The sequence below is a fragment of the Roseovarius sp. BRH_c41 genome (assembly GCF_000961715.1).
In the GTDB taxonomy this organism is placed as follows: Bacteria; Pseudomonadota; Alphaproteobacteria; order Rhodobacterales; family Rhodobacteraceae; genus Roseovarius.
The window spans coordinates 18,796-36,058 of the sequence record NZ_LADY01000057.1; the positions used below are offsets into that span (position 1 = coordinate 18,796).

The 17,263-nt window shown below is 63.9% G+C and carries 18 protein-coding genes and 1 pseudogene; 5 read left to right on the forward strand and 14 right to left on the reverse strand.

From position 1 onward, the window contains the following. The 11 genes from pufL to VR71_RS17465 all read right to left on the reverse strand — a co-directional run bounded on the left by pufL (position 1) and on the right by VR71_RS17465 (position 8,883). Entirely contained in the window at positions 1-840 is an 840-nt protein-coding gene (gene pufL, locus VR71_RS17420; RefSeq protein WP_009819266.1) for a photosynthetic reaction center subunit L, read from the reverse strand. 114 nt (positions 841-954) lie between these two features. Next, a complete protein-coding gene (gene pufA / locus VR71_RS17425) occupies positions 955-1,116 on the reverse strand; it encodes a light-harvesting antenna LH1, alpha subunit (RefSeq protein WP_008280385.1) in 162 nt (53 codons plus the stop codon). Positions 1,117-1,131: 15 nt separating this feature from the next. After that, a complete protein-coding gene (pufB, locus tag VR71_RS17430; RefSeq protein ID WP_009819267.1) occupies positions 1,132-1,281 on the reverse strand; it encodes a light-harvesting antenna LH1, beta subunit in 150 nt (49 codons plus the stop codon). Positions 1,282-1,407: 126 nt separating this feature from the next. Further along, complete coding sequence (pufQ, locus tag VR71_RS17435; RefSeq protein ID WP_045685944.1) at positions 1,408-1,635, reverse strand: cytochrome PufQ; 228 nt, start codon at positions 1,633-1,635, stop codon at positions 1,408-1,410. A gap of 4 nt (positions 1,636-1,639) precedes the next feature. Continuing rightward, on the reverse strand, positions 1,640-3,115 hold the full coding sequence (gene bchZ / locus VR71_RS17440) for a chlorophyllide a reductase subunit Z (RefSeq protein ID WP_009819269.1): 1,476 nt from the start codon (positions 3,113-3,115) through the stop codon (positions 1,640-1,642). Then, a complete protein-coding gene (gene bchY, locus VR71_RS17445; RefSeq protein ID WP_045685945.1) occupies positions 3,115-4,674 on the reverse strand; it encodes a chlorophyllide a reductase subunit Y in 1,560 nt (519 codons plus the stop codon). Before bchY ends, bchZ begins: the two co-directional genes overlap by 1 nt. Further along, entirely contained in the window at positions 4,671-4,835 is a 165-nt protein-coding gene (locus VR71_RS25205; protein WP_296430542.1) for a hypothetical protein, read from the reverse strand. Before VR71_RS25205 ends, bchY begins: the two co-directional genes overlap by 4 nt. Beyond that, a complete protein-coding gene (locus VR71_RS17450) occupies positions 4,822-5,823 on the reverse strand; it encodes a chlorophyllide a reductase iron protein subunit X (protein WP_045685946.1) in 1,002 nt (333 codons plus the stop codon). The genes VR71_RS25205 and VR71_RS17450 overlap by 14 nt, the downstream gene beginning before the upstream one ends. Continuing rightward, on the reverse strand, positions 5,820-6,761 hold the full coding sequence (gene bchC, locus VR71_RS17455; protein ID WP_045685947.1) for a chlorophyll synthesis pathway protein BchC: 942 nt from the start codon (positions 6,759-6,761) through the stop codon (positions 5,820-5,822). The genes VR71_RS17450 and bchC overlap by 4 nt, the downstream gene beginning before the upstream one ends. A gap of 114 nt (positions 6,762-6,875) precedes the next feature. Next, positions 6,876-8,009 carry a methyltransferase gene (locus tag VR71_RS17460; protein WP_045685948.1) on the reverse strand — a complete coding sequence of 378 codons (1,134 nt, stop codon included), beginning with the start codon at positions 8,007-8,009 and terminating at the stop codon, positions 6,876-6,878. A 4-nt stretch (positions 8,010-8,013) separates the two neighbouring features. Next, positions 8,014-8,883 carry a polyprenyl synthetase family protein gene (locus VR71_RS17465; RefSeq protein WP_009819274.1) on the reverse strand — a complete coding sequence of 290 codons (870 nt, stop codon included), beginning with the start codon at positions 8,881-8,883 and terminating at the stop codon, positions 8,014-8,016. 92 nt (positions 8,884-8,975) lie between these two features. On the opposite strand from VR71_RS17465, the gene crtD reads away from it, so the two are divergent. Continuing rightward, positions 8,976-10,526 (forward strand): 1-hydroxycarotenoid 3,4-desaturase CrtD, encoded by a 1,551-nt coding sequence (crtD, locus tag VR71_RS17470; RefSeq protein ID WP_045685949.1) that lies wholly within the window; start codon positions 8,976-8,978, stop codon positions 10,524-10,526. Next, complete coding sequence (gene crtC / locus VR71_RS17475) at positions 10,523-11,395, forward strand: carotenoid 1,2-hydratase (RefSeq protein WP_296430544.1); 873 nt, start codon at positions 10,523-10,525, stop codon at positions 11,393-11,395. The genes crtD and crtC overlap by 4 nt, the downstream gene beginning before the upstream one ends. A 95-nt stretch (positions 11,396-11,490) precedes the next feature. Here the strand turns inward: crtC and VR71_RS17480 are convergent, their stop codons facing one another. The 3 genes from VR71_RS17480 to VR71_RS17490 are packed head-to-tail and all read right to left on the reverse strand — an operon-like array spanning position 11,491 to position 14,551. Beyond that, positions 11,491-11,952: a TspO/MBR family protein gene (locus VR71_RS17480; protein WP_045685950.1), complete on the reverse strand. Its 462-nt coding sequence runs from the start codon at positions 11,950-11,952 to the stop codon at positions 11,491-11,493. Beyond that, positions 11,949-12,998: a 15-cis-phytoene synthase gene (gene crtB / locus VR71_RS17485; protein WP_045685951.1), complete on the reverse strand. Its 1,050-nt coding sequence runs from the start codon at positions 12,996-12,998 to the stop codon at positions 11,949-11,951. The genes VR71_RS17480 and crtB overlap by 4 nt, the downstream gene beginning before the upstream one ends. Beyond that, complete coding sequence (locus VR71_RS17490; RefSeq protein WP_045685952.1) at positions 12,995-14,551, reverse strand: phytoene desaturase; 1,557 nt, start codon at positions 14,549-14,551, stop codon at positions 12,995-12,997. The genes crtB and VR71_RS17490 overlap by 4 nt, the downstream gene beginning before the upstream one ends. Before the next feature lie 70 nt (positions 14,552-14,621). Between VR71_RS17490 and crtA the strand changes: the two genes are divergently transcribed. From crtA to VR71_RS17505, 3 genes and pseudogenes are all read left to right on the forward strand, one after another. Then, positions 14,622-15,368: a spheroidene monooxygenase gene (crtA, locus tag VR71_RS17495; RefSeq protein WP_045685956.1), complete on the forward strand. Its 747-nt coding sequence runs from the start codon at positions 14,622-14,624 to the stop codon at positions 15,366-15,368. Continuing rightward, positions 15,365-16,369 carry a magnesium chelatase ATPase subunit I gene (gene bchI / locus VR71_RS17500; protein WP_045685953.1) on the forward strand — a complete coding sequence of 335 codons (1,005 nt, stop codon included), beginning with the start codon at positions 15,365-15,367 and terminating at the stop codon, positions 16,367-16,369. Before crtA ends, bchI begins: the two co-directional genes overlap by 4 nt. Continuing rightward, a pseudogene (locus VR71_RS17505) lies at positions 16,366-17,263 on the forward strand (magnesium chelatase ATPase subunit D); the annotation flags it as partial. The gene bchI and the pseudogene VR71_RS17505, both read left to right, overlap by 4 nt.

Below are 17,263 nucleotides of genomic sequence, written 5' to 3' on the forward strand. Positions count from 1 at the left end.
TCACATCCCCACTTGGCTAGGCCAGATCGGCAGGTCGAGCCACCAATTCCACCATTCGGGCCAACCCTTGGTCCAGACCGGGCCGGAGATGATGATACAGACAGCCGAGAAAAAGACCGCATTGATCGCCAGAAGAAAGCCGACACGGTGAATGCCCAATGTGCCGACAGAGTAGCCAATGAAGTCGCGAAAGAAGGTATCCTCGTGATCGGGCGTTTTCATCTCTTCGCCCTTCTCGGGATTGGCCGCCGACAGGATCAACCCGCCATGCAGCGCCAGTGCAAAGGTGGTGGTGAAGAACAGTGTCACCGCCAGCATATGCGCCGGGTTATAGTGGAAGTGCAGATAGGCATATCCGGTGTTCGAGACCCAATCGAGGTGACTGAAGATCCCGTAGGGAAATCCGTGCCCCCAGGCCCCCATCAGAAGCGGGCGAAAGATCACCAGCGTCATATAGGCCAGGATCGCGAAGCTGAAGGCGAAGGGCACATGATAGCCCATCCCCAGCTTGCGACAGATTTCCACTTCGCGCAGCGCCCAGCTGATAAAGGCACCGGTGGCGCAGAAGGTGATGATTTGCCACAATCCCCCCTCCATCAGCGGTGCCAGACCCAAACCGTAGCTGAGGTCAGGCGGCGCGATATTGATGAGCCATGGGTTGAACGTCCCTTGTTGCGACGCCCCCCAGAAAATCAGGATCGTGCCCAAAGCGGCGAAAAATGCTGTCGTGACCCCGAAGAAACCGACATAGAAGGGCCCGACCCAAAAATCGAACAGATCGCCGCCTACCAGCGTTCCTCCGCGGACACGGTACTTTCTTTCAAAACTGAGCAAAGCCATCTCGTGGTCCCCGCGTTGTGCGGCTGTGCGGATGACCCGACCAGCCGTTTCGTTACGTTAGGTAGCCGCGGGCGAAGGCCTGCCCCGCCCGCAGCGATCATTTTGAGAGTGACGTCACTGCCCGTACTTTGCTGCGGCGATTTCAAACCAGTTGAAACCGTCGGTGCTCAGAAGCACGAGATGGATCATCGCTGCCAAAAGAAACAGGAACGCGCCCTGCGCCACGAATACGCGGCGGGGGTCGAAGATGAGCCAGATCTTGTAGAACTTTGCCATGTCTTAACCCCTTTCCTAGAACCACGGGAACCAAATGAAGGTTGCAATATGTGCAACCACTGCAATCGCCGTGAACAGCCATAGGCCGCTCATGTAGACGGAATGCAGCTCTTGGGCCTGCTCGTCTGTGAGACCTGTGAACGACAGGTCAGATTTATCAGCCATGAACTTTCCTCCGGAACGTTATGCTGACGTCGCGTGCCCCGCGACCGGGTCCTTCGAGGCCTGCATGGCCCCGCAGGTTTCTGTCCGCCCCATCATGGGACAGGCAGTCCTTGATCCCGGTCCTTGTCAGGCCGAGAATATCAATGGCGTTGTGCGGTCCGCCTCGGCCCAAGCGCGGGCCAAGGGGCCGCGCAGGTCGAGGGTGCGGTACTGAACCGCCTCGCGCATCCAACGAACCGTTGCGAAGGGCAGAGCCAACGCAAAGATCATTGCGAAATAGAGCTGAAATTCCAGACCCCTGCGGCGTGCCTGCCGGCTGCGCACACGGGGCGGGTTTGATGTCATGTCAGTCATCGTCTCAGTCCTCCTCTCGAACTGGGGCCCCGGCCATACGGGGTGAAATCGCTTGAACGGTTTGCAGCACGACACGTTCGTCGCCCTGCCGCAGCGCGGCCTCTTCGGCGGCGTCGCGCAATGTCTTGGCTGCGGAAATACGGGTGAGCACCGGATGGGAGGCGACGATCCGCTCCAATTCGCGGGCGGCGTCCGAATCCCATGGGAAATCCCGGCGCAGGGGCGTGGGCGTCGCCTGGACCGCGTCCATTTCCGTGCCCAAGGGCAGGATGTGAAAGAGCGCATCAAAGAGGCTGTTGCACACTTCCTGAACCAGCCATGTGGCCCCCGCATAGCCCATCACCGGAGTGCCGGTGGCGCGCCGGATGGCAGCGCCCGGAAAGCTCATTGGGATGAAAGACGGCTGCGGGCCAAACCCGGCCTTCATCTCAGCCAGATACATCTTCTCGTTGATCGACCCCATCAGGATAAGGGGTCGTTTGGTGTGCACAAGGCTGCGCACCTCCTCGTTGTTGGTCTTTTTCCCGGCTGTCCGGGCCACCGCAAAGGCGCAGGGCAGGCCCATGTCAGTTTCGAGGAAATTGCGCACCCCGCGCGCGTAGGTTTCATTGGCCACAATGCCAAAGTTCGCCGTGGCAAAGAAATCCTGCGTCACCGAGCGCCAGAGATCCCAGACGGGTTTCAGCGTCGAGTGCTTTTCGCGCGCGATGAAGGGTTCCGGGTCAAGTCCGAGCATCTCGCCCAGTGTCCGCAGGAACAGCGTGGTCGATTCGACCCCGATGGGGGCCTGAAGATAGGGCTTGCCCAGAACCTCGGCCAGACCGCGGCCAAACTCTCGGTACATGACGATATTGACGTCGGCGTTGACCAGATTGCGCATCTCGGCCAGATGGGCACCAAGCGGCATCACCATATTGACCTCTGCCCCGATCCCTTCGACCAGACGCCGGATTTCGTGCAGGTCCGAGGGCATGTTGAAGGTGCCATACATCGGCCCAAGGATATTGACGCGCGGGGCGCTGCCCTCTTCGCGCTTTTTCTCGGGGGGCATGCGCCCCTTGGTCATGCCGAATTCGCTGAAGATCCAGGTCATTGCGCGATCCGCCGACTGCCATTGATCCTCATCAATGGTGCGCGGCAGGAAGCGTTGAATATTGGTGCCTTGCGGCGTCACACCGCCGCCGATCATCTCGGCAATGGAGCCGGTGACAACGACGGCTGGCAGGGCGGGATCAAGCGTGCCCCAGGCGCGTTTCATCGCCTCTTCTGTGCCTGATCCCATTTCGCTCTCGCCCAGACCCGTGACGACGATGGGCAATTCATGCGGCGGCAGCGCGTCGGTGTAATGCAGGACCGATGTGACAGGCAGGTTTTCACAGCCCACGGGGCCGTCGATCACCACCTGCAAGCCCTTGACGGCGCAGAAGGCATAGACCGCCCCCCAATATCCGCCTGCGCGATCATGATCCTGAATGAGCATCAGATCATCTCCTGCGCGGCCGCCGCGCGGGCCTGCTTGTCGAGTTTCTTCTGATGCTGCGCGCGGAAATCGGGGCGCAGGTTCGGAGCGCCCTCCCAGATACCGGCGGTATCGCCGTCGCCCACACCGGCAAAGAAGGCGCGCATGTGATCCATCCGGGCCTTGTTGCCCATGGCGGCATTGACCACCTCGGCCAAGCTGCCCGCACCGGCCGGACCCATGAGGGGACGAGCGGAGATGAGATTGGTGAAATAGAGCGCCGGGATGCCCTTTTCCTTGGCCTTTTGCACGACGGGCGTCGTGCCGATGGCAAGATCGGGCTTGATCGCTTCCATCGCGGCGCAATCATCCTCGAGCGAGGCGCGGAACTTGACCTTGACGCCCTTGGCGGCCAGCCAGTCTGCATCCGCCGCCGACCAAGGGGTTTTCGGGCAGGCGGTGCCGACATAGGGCACATTGGCCCCGCTTTCGATCAAGAGACGCGCCACCAGCAATTCGCTGCCCTCATAGCCCGAGAGCGTGATCGTGCCGGTGATGGGCGCATTGGCGAGCGCGCCTTGGATGGCGGGCAGGAAGGCGTTTTGCGCCGCTGCAACCTTATCCGACGCGAGGCCAAAGGCGTCGCCAATACCCGCCAGCCATGCGGCGGTGCCGTCATGACCCACCGGCGCAGAGCCCACGATGGGGCGGCCTGCGGCCTCGAATTCGCGGATCGCGGCGGTGTAGAACGGATGGATCGCCGCCACCGCGCCACAGTCAAGCGCGGCATAGAGTTCGCGCCACTCACGGGCAGGCACCACCGGCCCGGCAGCCAGCCCCAAGGGGGCCAACATCGCGCCGATCATCATCGGGTCCGCCGGGAACATCTCGCCCAGCAGGGTCACAGTCGGGCGGTCGGATTTGCCGCCCTGAGGGGCCGCAACCGGGCCTGCCATCACTTCTTTGCGGGCGTAATTCAGCATCGCACCGGCCAACACATCCTTGGCCTCGGCATGGGTGGGGATACCAAAGCCCGGCACGTCGATGCCCACGATCCGCACGCCGTTGATTTCGCTGGGGAGCAGACGCAGCGGCACGCCGCTCGCAGTCGGAACACAGAGGTTGGTCACGACAATGGCGTCGAACCGATCCGGGTCGGCCATTTCATGCACGCTCTCGCGGATATCCTCGAAGAGCTTGCCGGTGACGAGCGTTTCGGAATTGAACGGAACGTAACCCACCGAGCGGCGCGCCCCGTAGAAATGCGACACGAAGGTCAGGCCATAGACGCAGCAGGCGGACCCGCTCAGCACGGTCGCCACGCGCTTCATGCGCAGGCCGACGCGGAGCGAGCCAAAGGCCGGGCACATGCTCTGGGGTTGGTCATGCGGTCCCTTGGGATAGTCGCGGGCATATCGGTCGAGCAATTCGGATTGCCCCGCCATGCGCGCGGCCTTGTCCATCTCTGCACCGGAATGGCAGCCCCCTGCCCCGTCCGACACCTCGGGCGAAGACTCTACGGCGGTGCCGGAGATCACATGGGCCTCGGCAGCCCCGTCATATGTGACTTCATCGCTCATGACGCCCGCCTTTGGGGGGATGCTTGCTCATCCCGGTCTGCGGTCGTAGAGGACGCGGCAATATCGGCCAAAAGGCGGCGCAGTTGCTCGGGGCGGGCGTGCGCCAACAGGCGCTGCACCTCGGTCAATGTCTCGCGGCGGGGGTGATCAGGCGTCGTCATAGACCACCTCCAGCGATGCTTTGGGCGCTGCGTATTTGCCGCGCATGTCCTCGTCTGTTGCAGGCACCAGAACGTAATCTCCGCCTGTGTCCTTGCTGTCGAAGAGCGCCAGAAGCCCATCCTGATCGAGCGGATTGGGGCGCACCGGCGGGGCGACCGAGACCGCCTGAGCCAGTTCGGCAAAGAGACTGCCCCATTGGCTCTCTGCTGTGCCAACGATCTGATAATTGGCGGATTTCTTGCGCAGGTCGTCATCCTGCGGGATCGCGGCCAGCACTGGGATATTGACGGATTTGGCAAAGGCCTGCGCCTCGCCGGAATGGTCATCCTTGTTGATCACCAGACCCGCGACACCGACATTGCCGCCCAGCTTGCGGAAATACTCGACCGCAGAGCAGACGTTGTTGGCGACATAGAGCGATTGCAAGTCGTTCGAGGCGACAAGAATGACCTTTTGCGCCATGTCCCGCGCGATGGGCAGGCCAAAGCCGCCGCAGACCACATCGCCCAGAAAGTCCAGAAGGACGTAATCGAAATCCCAATCGTGAAAGCCGAGTTTCTCCAGCAGCTCAAAGCCGTGGATGATCCCGCGCCCGCCACAGCCCCGGCCCACTTCTGGCCCGCCCAGCTCCATCGCAAAGACGCCGCCGCGTTTGAAACAGACATCGCCGATCTTGACCGGCTCACCAGCCAGGTTCTTCTTGGCTGAGGTTTCGATGATCGTGGGACAGGCCTTGCCGCCAAACAGCAGGCTGGTGGTGTCGGATTTTGGATCGCAGCCGATCAGCAGCACGCGCTTGCCCATTTCGGCCATCATATGGCTGAGGTTGGCGAGCGTGAAACTCTTGCCGATGCCACCCTTGCCGTAGATCGCAATGATCTGCGTCTTGGACTTCGGCTCGGCTGTGATGATGTCCGCCAGGTCTTCATGCGCTTCATCACGCAGCCGTTGGTCGAACTCTTTTAGGTTCGGCACGTCGTCTTTCATGCTGCGTCCTTCCAGTTGAGTATCATTTTGAGGCAATCTGGATCGCTGAAGGCGGTCCGATAAGCCTGCGTTGCGTCGCGAGATGTGGCCTGATGCGTGATCAGCCCAGCGAGGCTAAGCACACCCGATTCAACCAAAGCGCGGGTGGCGGTCAGGTCGTCATGCGCCCATTCGGCGGCAACGCGCAGGCGCGCCTCTTTCATGAAGGCCATCGGAAAGGCAAAGCTGAGCGCCTGCGGATAAAACCCCGCGAGCACCACCTCGCCGCCCTTGGCCAGACGGCCAATCAGGGTATTGAGGATCGTGGGATCGCCAGAGGCGTCGTAAATGGCGCGGTAATCGCGGCGCGTGTCCGTATCGGGATGGATCACCGGATAGCCCTGCTCGCCCTTGCAACGGTCCGCTTGGGTTTCCCAGACCGTGGGCGCAGGCGCACCGGCGGCAATCGTCAACCGTGCGAGCAAACGGCCCAGAACGCCGTGACCGACGATGAGATCCGGCACTGCCTTATCGAGCCCCGCCATCGCATGCCGCGCTGTTGCTGCGAGCGCCAGAAGCGCGCCCTCGGCCCCGAAACCCGCATCGATTCGACAAACCCGCGAGGCCTTGGTCACGAGGCGCGCAGAGGCGCCACCAAAGAGACCGAACGCCCCTTCAAAACAATCGGCACCGGGCACGAACACATGATCGCCGGGTTTGTAGCCTGTGCCGGGGGCCGCCTCGACCACTTCGCCTGCGGCCTCGTAGCCGGGCACCAGCGGATAGCCCATGCCGGGAAACGGCGGCATCTGGCCGGACCAAAAGAGTTTTTCGGTGCCGGTGGAAATGCCTGAATGGGTGACATCGACCACCAGATCGCCCGCGCCCGGCGCCTTGAGCATCAGGGTGTCAACCGAGAGGTCTTCGGGACCTCTGAGATGGACGGCGCGGGTTTCGATGGTAGCCTCCTATCCGTTGCCTGACACTGTCAGATTTTGGATTCCTCTTCCTTGTAAGTGTAACCGGACAGGCCAATGTGTCAATCTTTCTTTACATGTATATTCACATTTCCGTCAGGCTGACTTGACACACGACACGGCGCTGGCAACGAAAGGGCGCAGGCTGCGCGGTGTGTGGATCTGGTCAAATCCAGCGGCCCGGCAAAGCGCGGCGATGCGCGCGGCCGAGCGTGCGCGTCCGGTGCCCATCGCCATGGTATAAAAGGCAAAATACACGTCACCCGCACGCTCTGGCCGTGCGCCACCGGCCATTGGTTCAGCCACAATCAGCCGTCCGCCGGGGGGCAAGGCGGCATGGATCTTGGCCAAGAGCGCCGTCACGGTCGCGTCGTCGTGATCGTAAAGCACCCGAATGAGTGAGATTGTATCCGCGCCCATGGGCAGGGACTCTGTGCGAAACGAGCCGGGAACGAGTGTCAACCGCGCGCTCAACCCAGCCTGTGCCAAACGGGCGCGCGCGGAGGGGATCACCTCGGGGAGATCGAAGAGCGTGAGGCTCAGCCTGGGGTAACGCGCGGCGACCGCGCCCAGAAACGCGCCGCTGCCGCCGCCGATATCCAGCAGGTGACGCGTGTCCTTGAACGGGATCATCCGCAGCACATCCTGCGCCACAAGTCCCTGAGATTGCGCCATGAGGTCCGAATAGCGATGGGCGACCTCCGGCTCCATCTCTGCGGCCGCGCCAAAGACATAGGGCCAGAAACGGGCCAATTCCGTCTCGCCCTGCCCGCGCAAGAGGGCGACGGGATCTGCCATGTCAGCGTAGAAGGCGTGATGATGGCGAATCATCGCTTCAAGCCCCGGCACCCCGAGAATGGCCGCACCTTTGCGGGCCAGAGCATAGCGCCCGTCACGGCGACGTGTGAGGAGATGAAGAGCCGCGCCCGCCTGGAGCAGAATCGTCATGCGATCTTCGGGCACACCCGTGCGTCGCGCCAGACCGGCGGGGCCCTGCGGTCCATCGGCGAGACGATGCAAAAGCTCCAGCTCGACCAGCGCCGATAGCACCTGCGACTGCACAAACCCTTGGACGATATCGAAAATCTCGGCCCCGTCGCGCCGCGCAATGCCGCGTGTCAGGGGAAAGCCGCTGGCCCAATGCTGAAAGCGTGGATTTGAGATCAGGCGCGTGAGCCAGCCGCCACGCCTCTGCGGGCGACGCTCTGTCAGGTCGCCTGCCACGGTCATGCGGTCAGGCCCGCATGCGCGCGGGCAGAACAGAAATGATCCGCTCGGCCTGCATCTGCACCATCTTGGCCAGACGCGCCTCGCCGGGGCAGGACGGGATCGAGGAAATCGCCCCCGCCAGAATATCCTTGAGCCGCGTTACGGCCCCGGGCACGCCGAGTTCGGCCACCGCATTGGGACGCCCGTGCAGATCGTCCTGCCCCACCGGCTTGCCCAAGGTCTCGGCATCCAAGAGTGCATCGCGCAAGTCGTCGGCCACCTGAAACGCGGCACCGATGCGCGCGCCAAGCTCATACCACGGTTCGGGCTCATGCCCCGCCGCGATGGCCCCCATCTGGGTCGCGGCGATAAAGAGCGCACCGGTTTTGGAGCGGTGATAGGCCTCGAGATCGACCTTTGGTTCGCTCTCCCAGCCCTGACCAGCACAGATGCCATTGGGCATGCCGCTGCGTCGGGCAAGGGCAAGGATCAACGCCGTGGCGCGGCCGGCATCGTGATGGGCCACGCGGGCGAGAATTTCAAAGGACATGATGATCAGCGCATCGCCGGTCAGCACGGCCAGCGGTTCGGAATAGGCGCGATGCACCGAAGCCTTGCCACGTCGCAGATCGGCATCGTCGAAACAGGGCAGATCATCATGCACAAGGCTTGCGCAATGCATGATCTCCAGTGCTGCGGCGGCGGCATCGCTGAGGTCGGGCCGGTCATCGCCACAGGCCATTGCCACAGACATGAGAATCGTCGGGCGGATGCGCGCGCCACCGGGGCTTGTCGCGTAATCAAGGGCGTCAGCCAGCCGTGCCGGGGTCTGCCCCGCCTGCCCTCGCGCAATCGCCTGCGCAATGGCCGCCTCAATGCGGGTCTCGATGGGCATGGCCACTCCTTTTTGCTGATTGTATCACAAATCTGACACATCATGTGTAAATCATACTGGACACATTGCGCGCATGAGTCAACAATCGCGTTATGAAGTCAGACACCCCTCTTTCAGACGCGCGCACCCGAGTCGTAGTCGTCGGTGCCGGGATCGCGGGGCTGGCTGCTGCTGTGCGGTTGGCGCATGCCGGCCTGCCGGTCACGGTGCTGGAACGCCACGCCGGTCCGGGCGGCAAGATGCGCGCCCTGCCCTCGGCGGCCGGGCCGGTCGATGCGGGGCCAACTGTTTTGACCCTGCGCGGCGTCTTTGACGCGCTCTTTGCCAGTATCGGCGAGCGCCTTGAGGATCACCTTGACCTTGTTCCGCAAGAGATCCTTGCGCGGCATTTCTGGCCGGATGGCAGCATGCTTGACCTCTTTGCCGATGAGACGCGAAGTTGCGCAGCAATCCATGCCTTTGCCGGAGCGCGGGCCGCGCGGCAGTTTACCGAATTCTCCAAGCGCGCCCGCCGCCTATTCACGGCCTTTGACGGGCCGATGATGCAGGCGGCCGCGCCCTCTCCGCTTGCCCTGAGCGCCGTTGTTGCGCGACAACCGACGCTGATCCGCGCCATGGCGCCGCTCTCCACTCTGGCGCAGAGCCTTGCGCGGCACTTTGACGACCCACGTCTGGCACAGCTCTTTGGGCGCTATGCGACCTATGTCGGCGGGTCGCCCTATCACTCCCCAGCCCTTCTGGCATTGATCTGGCAAGCCGAGGCGGCGGGGGTCTGGGTGGTGCGGGGCGGCATGCACCGGCTGGCGCAAAGTCTGATGGATTTGGCGCGCGCGCGCGGGGCCGAGTTCCGCTTTCAGGCGCATGTGGCGCGGATTGATACGCACGCGGGGGGCGCGACCGGCGTCACCCTTGCCGATGGCACGCATATTCCTGCGGCGCATGTGGTGTTCAACGGCGATCCGCGCGCTTTGGCCTCGGGGGCGCTTGGGCCCGACCTGTCTCATATTGCCCCGCAAACACTCAGGACCGCGCGCAGCCTCTCGGCTCAGGTCTGGGCCTTTGCCGCCACGCCCTCGGGCGTTGATCTGGCGCATCACAATGTGTTCTTTGCCGCCGATCCTAGGTCCGAATTTGACGACCTGCGCACCGGGCGCTGCCCGCGTGATCCCACGGTCTATATCTGTGCGCAGGATCGTGGACTGCTCGAGCCGCCCCCAACGCGGGAGCGGTTCGAGATCATTCTGAATGCTCCGCCGCTCGACGGCCTCACCCAAGCAGCCGAGGATTTTGCCTCATGTCACACCCGAACCTTTCAGACCCTCGCGGGTTTTGGTCTGCGCCTCAATCCCTTGCCGGGCGAGGGGGCGCTGACGACGCCGGCGCGGTTCGACCGGATGTTCCCAGCCTCGCTCGGATCGCTCTACGGGCAGAGCCCGCAGGGGATGATGGCGGCCTTTCAGCGCCCGGTGGCGCGGACGCAGGTGACGGGCCTCTATCTGGTGGGGGGTGGGGCGCATCCGGGGGCGGGCGTGCCCATGGCCACGCTCTCCGCCCGGCACGCGGCCGAGGCGATATTGAGCGACCGAATTTCAACCTCGACGTCCCCAGCAATGGCTACGCCTGGTGGTATATCGACGGCCTGAGCGACGATGGCCGCCGTGCGGTCAGCGTCATTGCCTTCATCGGATCGGTATTCTCGCCATGGTATGCGTGGTCAGGCCGCAAGAACCCGGCCAACCATGTCTGCTTCAACGTGGCCACCTATGGGCAAGGGGGGCGGTTCACGATGACCGACCGAGGCACGTCTGCTTTGCGCCAGACAGAGGATTGCCTGACGGTGGGGCCATCCTCGATGCGTTGGCAGGACGGGCAGTTGATCATTGAGATCAACGAGATTTCATCGCCGCCCGTCATCAGCCGCGTGCGCGGACGTATTACCGTGACGCCGACGGCGTTGACGGGGGTAGAGTTACCGCTGACCCCCGAAGGTACACATATCTGGCGGCCCTTTGGCCCCACCTCGACCATCGAGGTCGATCTCGACGCGCCCGGATGGCAGTGGCAGGGGCACGGCTATTTCGACGCCAACTTTGGCACGCGCGCGCTGGAACAGGATTTTCGCTATTGGACCTGGGGGCGGTATCCGGCGCGGGGTGGATCGACCTGTTTCTACGATGCGGTTCGGATGGATGGATCAGAACTGGCGATGGCGGTGCATTTTGATGCAGCAGGCAACGCGGAAACCATTGCTCTGCCACCCAAGGTGGCGATGCGCCGGAGTCTCTGGATGGTGGCGCGCGACACCCGTGCCGACGCTGGCTATCAGCCCAAGCAGGTCAAGCCGATGCTTGATGCACCGTTCTACAGCCGCTCAGCGGTGCGCACGCAGTTGGACGGTGAGGAAACCGTGGGGGTGCATGAAGCCTTGGACCTGACGCGGTTTCGTGCCGGTGTGCTCAAGCCGATGCTCGCCGTGCGCGTGCCGCGCCGATCACGGTGGCGGTTTGAGTAGAGACGGGAAACTGAGCCAAGATGACATTCCTCGAGGTCAGAAGGGCCGCGTGGTTAAACCGCAATCAAGGTCCGCTCAAGACCAATCGCCGCCGCCTAGCGCACCGCATCCGGGTTGAGCCGCAGCACCGAGAGGTTGAGCAGCCCCGCCACGCTGACCCATATGAGATAGGGCACAAAGAGCAGCCCCGCGATCCAATCTACGGACCAGAGCGCCACCAGCGTTATCGCCACCGAGACCCAAAGCGCGCAGAGCACGATCAGCCCCAACCGCATCCGCCGCAGGCCAAAGAAGACCGGCGTCCACAGCCCGTTCAGGGCGATTTGCAAGGACCAGAGCGCCATCGCAATCCCGTTGCCGGGGCTGACCGCCACGCGTGCGCCCGCCGCCGCCATGCAGACATAGAGGGTGGTCCACGCCACGGGAAAGAGCCAGTTGGGCGGCGTCCACCACGGCTTTTTCAGGCGCGCATACCAGTCACCCGGCGGAAACAACCCGCCGGTCGAACCTGCCGCAAAGCAGGCTGCCAGAAAAATTCCGAAGGTGATCCATATCATGCAGTCTCTCTAACCTGCCCGACATCGCGGCTCAACCCTGTCTCGCGCTCGATATCCTGCGCCTTGAGGCGGGCCAGCGCCTCGTAGAGCGTATCGCTCCAGTCGGCGGCACGGGGGGCGTCCTGAGCGGCGGCGCGCACCAGAAACTCGGTTTCAGGCAGGGATTTGGCGTAGATCATGGGGGAGTGGGGCAGGATCACCGTGCCGCCCGCCCGCAGCATGGCCAGCATGAGCCAGCCCAGTTTCTGCCGACCATTGGTGCGGGCGCGCCGGGTGATGCTGTCATAGCCACCGGCCCGCACCCGCCCGCCAATTCCGGCGTAGATGAAGCGGGCGGCAAAGATGCCCGGCCGTGCCGCGAGCGGAAGCGCAGCAATCCCGGATTCAGAGCGGTGATAGAGCGCTTCGGCCTCGTGCAGGAGTTTGCGCACCATGCGACGGTTCTCGGGGGTTGCCGTTGTGCTGTGCAGGAAGTCGTCGGGCGTCATGCCTGCCTCGGAGAGCCAATCGAGCGGCAGATAAAGCCGCCCCTCGCGCGCATCTTCGCCGACATCGCGGGCAATATTGGTGAGTTGCATGGCAACGCCCAGATCGCAGGCGCGTGCCAGTGCATCACGGTCGCGCACCCGCATCAGAACGCACATCATTGCACCCACGGCAGAGGCCACGCGCGCCGCATAGGCCCGCAGCTCGGACAGGGTTGCATAGCGCCGCCCTTCGGCATCCCAGGCCAAGCCCTCGAGCAGCGCATCCGGCAGGGCGCGCGGCATGTCGAACCCCTCGATGATGGCGGCAAAGGCGCGGTCGGCGGGGGCATTGCGGGGTCGCCCCGCATAGGCGAGGTCCAGGCGTTCGTGCAGCGACAGGACCGCCGCCGCCTTTTCGCGGTTCTCGTCCACGGCGTCATCGGCCAGACGGCAAAAGGCATAGAGCGCCAAGGCCGGATCGCGGACCCGGCGCGGCAAGAGTTTGGAGGCGGCGTGAAAAGAGCGTGACCCATGGCGGATCGCCTCTGTGCAATGCGCCAGATCACGCGGGGCAATCATCGCTCTACCCCCACGGGCACCGCATCGGGCACCAATTGCGCCAGCACTTCGGCGCTGGAAATCACCCCCGGCAAGCCGGCGCCCGGATGGGTGCCTGCCCCGACCAGATAGAGGCCATGCGCCTCTTCACTGACGTTATGGGGGCGGAACCACGCGCTTTGCAGAATGCGCGGCTCAATCGAAAAGCCGGTGCCATAGGGGCTGAGATAGCGGTCGCGAAAGGTTTCGGGTGTGAAGACCTCTGACGCGGTCAGATGCGCGCCCAACCCCGGAAGCAATTGATCTTCGAGCACCTTTTGCACCTTTTGGCGATAGGGTTCGGCCTCGGCGGCCCAATCTACCGGATCGGCATGGCCCAGATGAGGCACCGGGCTGAGCGCGTAAAACGTGTCCCCCCCCGCAGGAGCAACACCCGGATCGGTGACGGAGGGGCGATGCACATAGAGGCTCATGTCCTCGGACAGAATGCCACGCCGGAAGATGTCGCGCACCAGCCCTTTGTAACGGGGGCCGTTGAGAATGGTGTGATGGCCCGCATCCGGCCACATCTCGCGCGTGCCTTGGGTGCCGAAATACCAAACAAAGAGGCTCATCGACCAGCGCGAGCGTTTGAGCCGTGCCGGTGTCCAGCGCCGTTTCGTGTGATTGCGCAACAGGTGGTCATAGGTGTGCCCGGCATCGGCATTGGAGACGACGATATCGGCGTTGATCGCCTCACCACCCAACAGCTTGACGCCCGTTGCATGGCTCTTGGTGATGACGATCTCATCGACCTCGGCCCCCTGCCGGATCAGACCGCCCTGCCCCTCGATCACCCGGACCATGGCGCGGGCGATGGCATCGACACCGCCGATGGCGTAATGCACGCCAAAGGCCGCCTCCAGATGGCTGACGAGCGCATACATGGACGTCACGTTGAAGGGATCACCGCCGATAAAGAGCGGATGGAACGACAGCGCCATGCGCAGGCGTTCATCCTTCATCCGCCCCGCCGCATGGGCATAGACCGAGCGGTCGGCCCGCAGCCACGCGAATTTCGGCAAGACCTTGATCAGGTCTACCAGACGGTGCATGGACCTGCGCCCCAGATCCTCGAAGCCGAACCAATAGCGCGTCTCGCTGTCCTTGACGAAGCGATCATAGCCCGCCAAGTCGCCGGGCGACAGGCGCGAGACCTCAGCGCGCATCGCCTCCCGGTCCTGACGCGCCGTAAAGGTGCTGCCATCCGGCCAGCGGATTTCGTAGAAAGGATCGAGCGCGCGCAGATCGACATCGGTATCGAAATCGCGCCCGCAGGCCGCCCACAACTCGCGAAAGAGCTGCGGCACGGTGACAATTGTCGGCCCCAGATCAAAGCGGTGACCGTCCTTGGTGATGCTGGAGCCGCGACCGCCGGGGCTGTCAAGGCGGTCCAGAACTGTCACGCGGTATCCTTTGGCCCCCAGTCGCATCGCAGAGGCCAACCCCCCGAGCCCGGCCCCAATGACCACTGCATGCGGGGCATCGGCGCGTGTGGCCTGTTCCATCAGGCGCGGATCGACTCTTGTCAACATAAGATGACCCTACATGTGTCTAGTTTAATTGACAATCATTTCTCGCGCCTCTTTTCTTGTGCGTCAAACCGTGTCAGACTTATCTGACAGCCCGGAAAGGAGCGGTGCCATTCAAACCGTCAGCCTCAGTTTTTTCCGCTTTTCGCGCGGTATCGACCGGCTCTGGGCGCTGACCATGATGGGCGCGGCGCGTCTGGCCCTGCCAAAGGTGCCGGACATCGGGTTCTGGAAGCTGTTGGGGTCCGGAACAGGTGAAGGCTTTACCCCCATTCCGAACACTGGCGTCTATGCCATTCTTGCCGTCTGGCCGGACGCGGCCACGGCCCGCAAACAGACAGAGACCGCGCCGATTTTTGGCCGCTACCGGACGCGCGCCACCGAAAGTTGGACGCTATTCCTATCGCCCACCTCGGCGCGGGGGCATTGGTCGGGCGAAGCCCCGTTCCAGATCACCAGCCCCGCGAGCACCGGCCCGCTTGCGGCGCTCACGCGTGCCACCGTGCGCCCACGCAAGGCGCTGCAATTCTGGCGTCGCGTGCCGGATATCAGCGCGGTGATCGGAGCGGACCCCAACGTTGCGTTCAAGATCGGGGTGGGCGAGGTGCCGTTCTTGCATCAGGTCACATTCTCGATCTGGCCCGATGCACAGAGCATGACAGCGTTTGCCCGCCATGACGGCCCGCATGCCCGCGCCATCGCCGCCGTGCGCGATGGCGATTGGTTTCGCGAAGAACTCTACGCCCGCTTTCGTGTCATCGGCGATCATGGCACATGGGGGGGCACGAGCCCGCTCACTCACATCAAAGGACAGATATGACCGCAGCTTTTCCGTTTTCCGCCATTGTCGGTCAGGACGACATGAAACGTGCCATGATCCTCACGGCGATCGAGCCGGGGCTTGGTGGCGTGTTGGTGTTTGGCGACCGGGGCACTGGCAAATCCACAGCCGTCCGGGCGCTGGCCGCTCTGTTGCCGCCCATTCGCATGATCGACGGCAGTCCGATCAATGCAGAGCGTCCCGAAGACACGCCCGACTGGTCCACCGCGCCTCTGGGCGACATGGTCGAGCGGCCAACCCCGGTGGTTGATCTGCCCTTGGGTGTGACCGAGGACCGCGTGACCGGCGCGCTTGATATCGAACGGGCGCTGACCTTGGGCGAAAAGGCGTTTCAACCGGGACTCTTGGCACGGGCCAACCGCGGCTATCTCTATATCGACGAGGTCAATCTTCTGGAGGATCACATCGTCGATCTTTTGCTCGATGTGGCCCAATCCGGCGAGAACGTGGTCGAGCGCGAGGGTCTCTCGATCCGCCATGCGGCGCGCTTTGTGCTGGTGGGCTCTGGCAACCCCGAAGAGGGCGAATTGCGCCCGCAACTCTTGGACCGCTTCGGTCTCTCGGTCGAGGTGCGCTCGCCCAAGGACATCGAAGAGCGCATCGAAGTAATCCGCCGCCGCGACGCCTATGAGCGCGACACGGCCGCGTTCATGGAGAAATGGCAGGCCGAAGATGGTCACATTCGCGCCGCCATCCTCGCCGCGCGCGAGACCCTGCGCCGCGTGGGCACGCCCGAGGAGGCCTTGCGCGATTGCGCGACGCTCTGCATCGCCATCGGCGCAGACGGGCTGCGCGGCGAATTGACCTTGCTGCGTGCCGCCCGTGCATTGGCGGCCTATGAGGGGGATGCCGCCGTGACCCGCGATCATCTTGCCCAAGTGGCGCCTCTGGCGCTCAGCCACAGGCTGCGCCGCGATCCCTTGGACGAGGCGGGCAGCGCCACGCGCATCGCGCGCGCCATGTCCGAGGTCTGGGGATGACGCCGAGCCCGGCATGGGGGCGCGCGCTGCGGGCGCTCACCTTGCTGGCGATTGATCCCGAAAGGCTGCGTGGTCTGACGCTGCGGGCCCGCGCCGGGCCGGTGCGACAGGCGTTTGAAATGGCCCTCGCCCGCCTGCCCGGCCCCGCCCGCCGCATCCATCCCGACCTGACGGATACACAGCTGTTTGGCGGGGCTGATATTGCCGCGACACTGACCGCCGGACGTCTCATTCAGAGTGCGGGACTGGCGCAGAGCCCGTCCCGGCTGATCCTGACCATGGCCGAGCGCACACTGCCGTCGCTTGCCGCACGGCTGGCGCAACTGCTGGACCAGAGCGGCGCGCATGCGCTGGTGCTCTTGGACGAGGGGATCGACGGCGAGGAGGCGGCACCGGCAACCCTGACAGAGCGGCTCGCGCTGCATGTCACACTGGACGATATTCGCCACGATGCTGCCCCCGCCCTGATGCCGGCCCCCGCCGATCTGAGGGAGGCGCGCGACAGGCTTGCGGGCGTAACGCACAGCCCCGAAGATATCGCCAGGCTCACGGCGCTGGCTGCCAGTTTCGGCATTGACAGCCTGCGCGCGCCGCTTCTCGCGCTGTGGGCCGCCCGCGCTCTGGCGGCACTGGCGGATCGCGGCACGGTCACGCAGGACGATCTGCGCGAAGCCGCAGAGCTGGTGTATCCGTCGCGGGCCACGCAGCTGCCACAAGAGCCCGAAGACGAGAGGCCCGACGAGACACCCGACCCCGAGGACCAATCCAGCGCGGAAACGCCCGACATTCCCGATGAGGTGCTGCTCGAGGCGGTGGCGGCCCTGTTACCCCCCGCGCTGCTGGACAGTCTGGCCAGCCGCTCGGGTCAACGCCGCGCCGCTGGCTCGGGCGCGG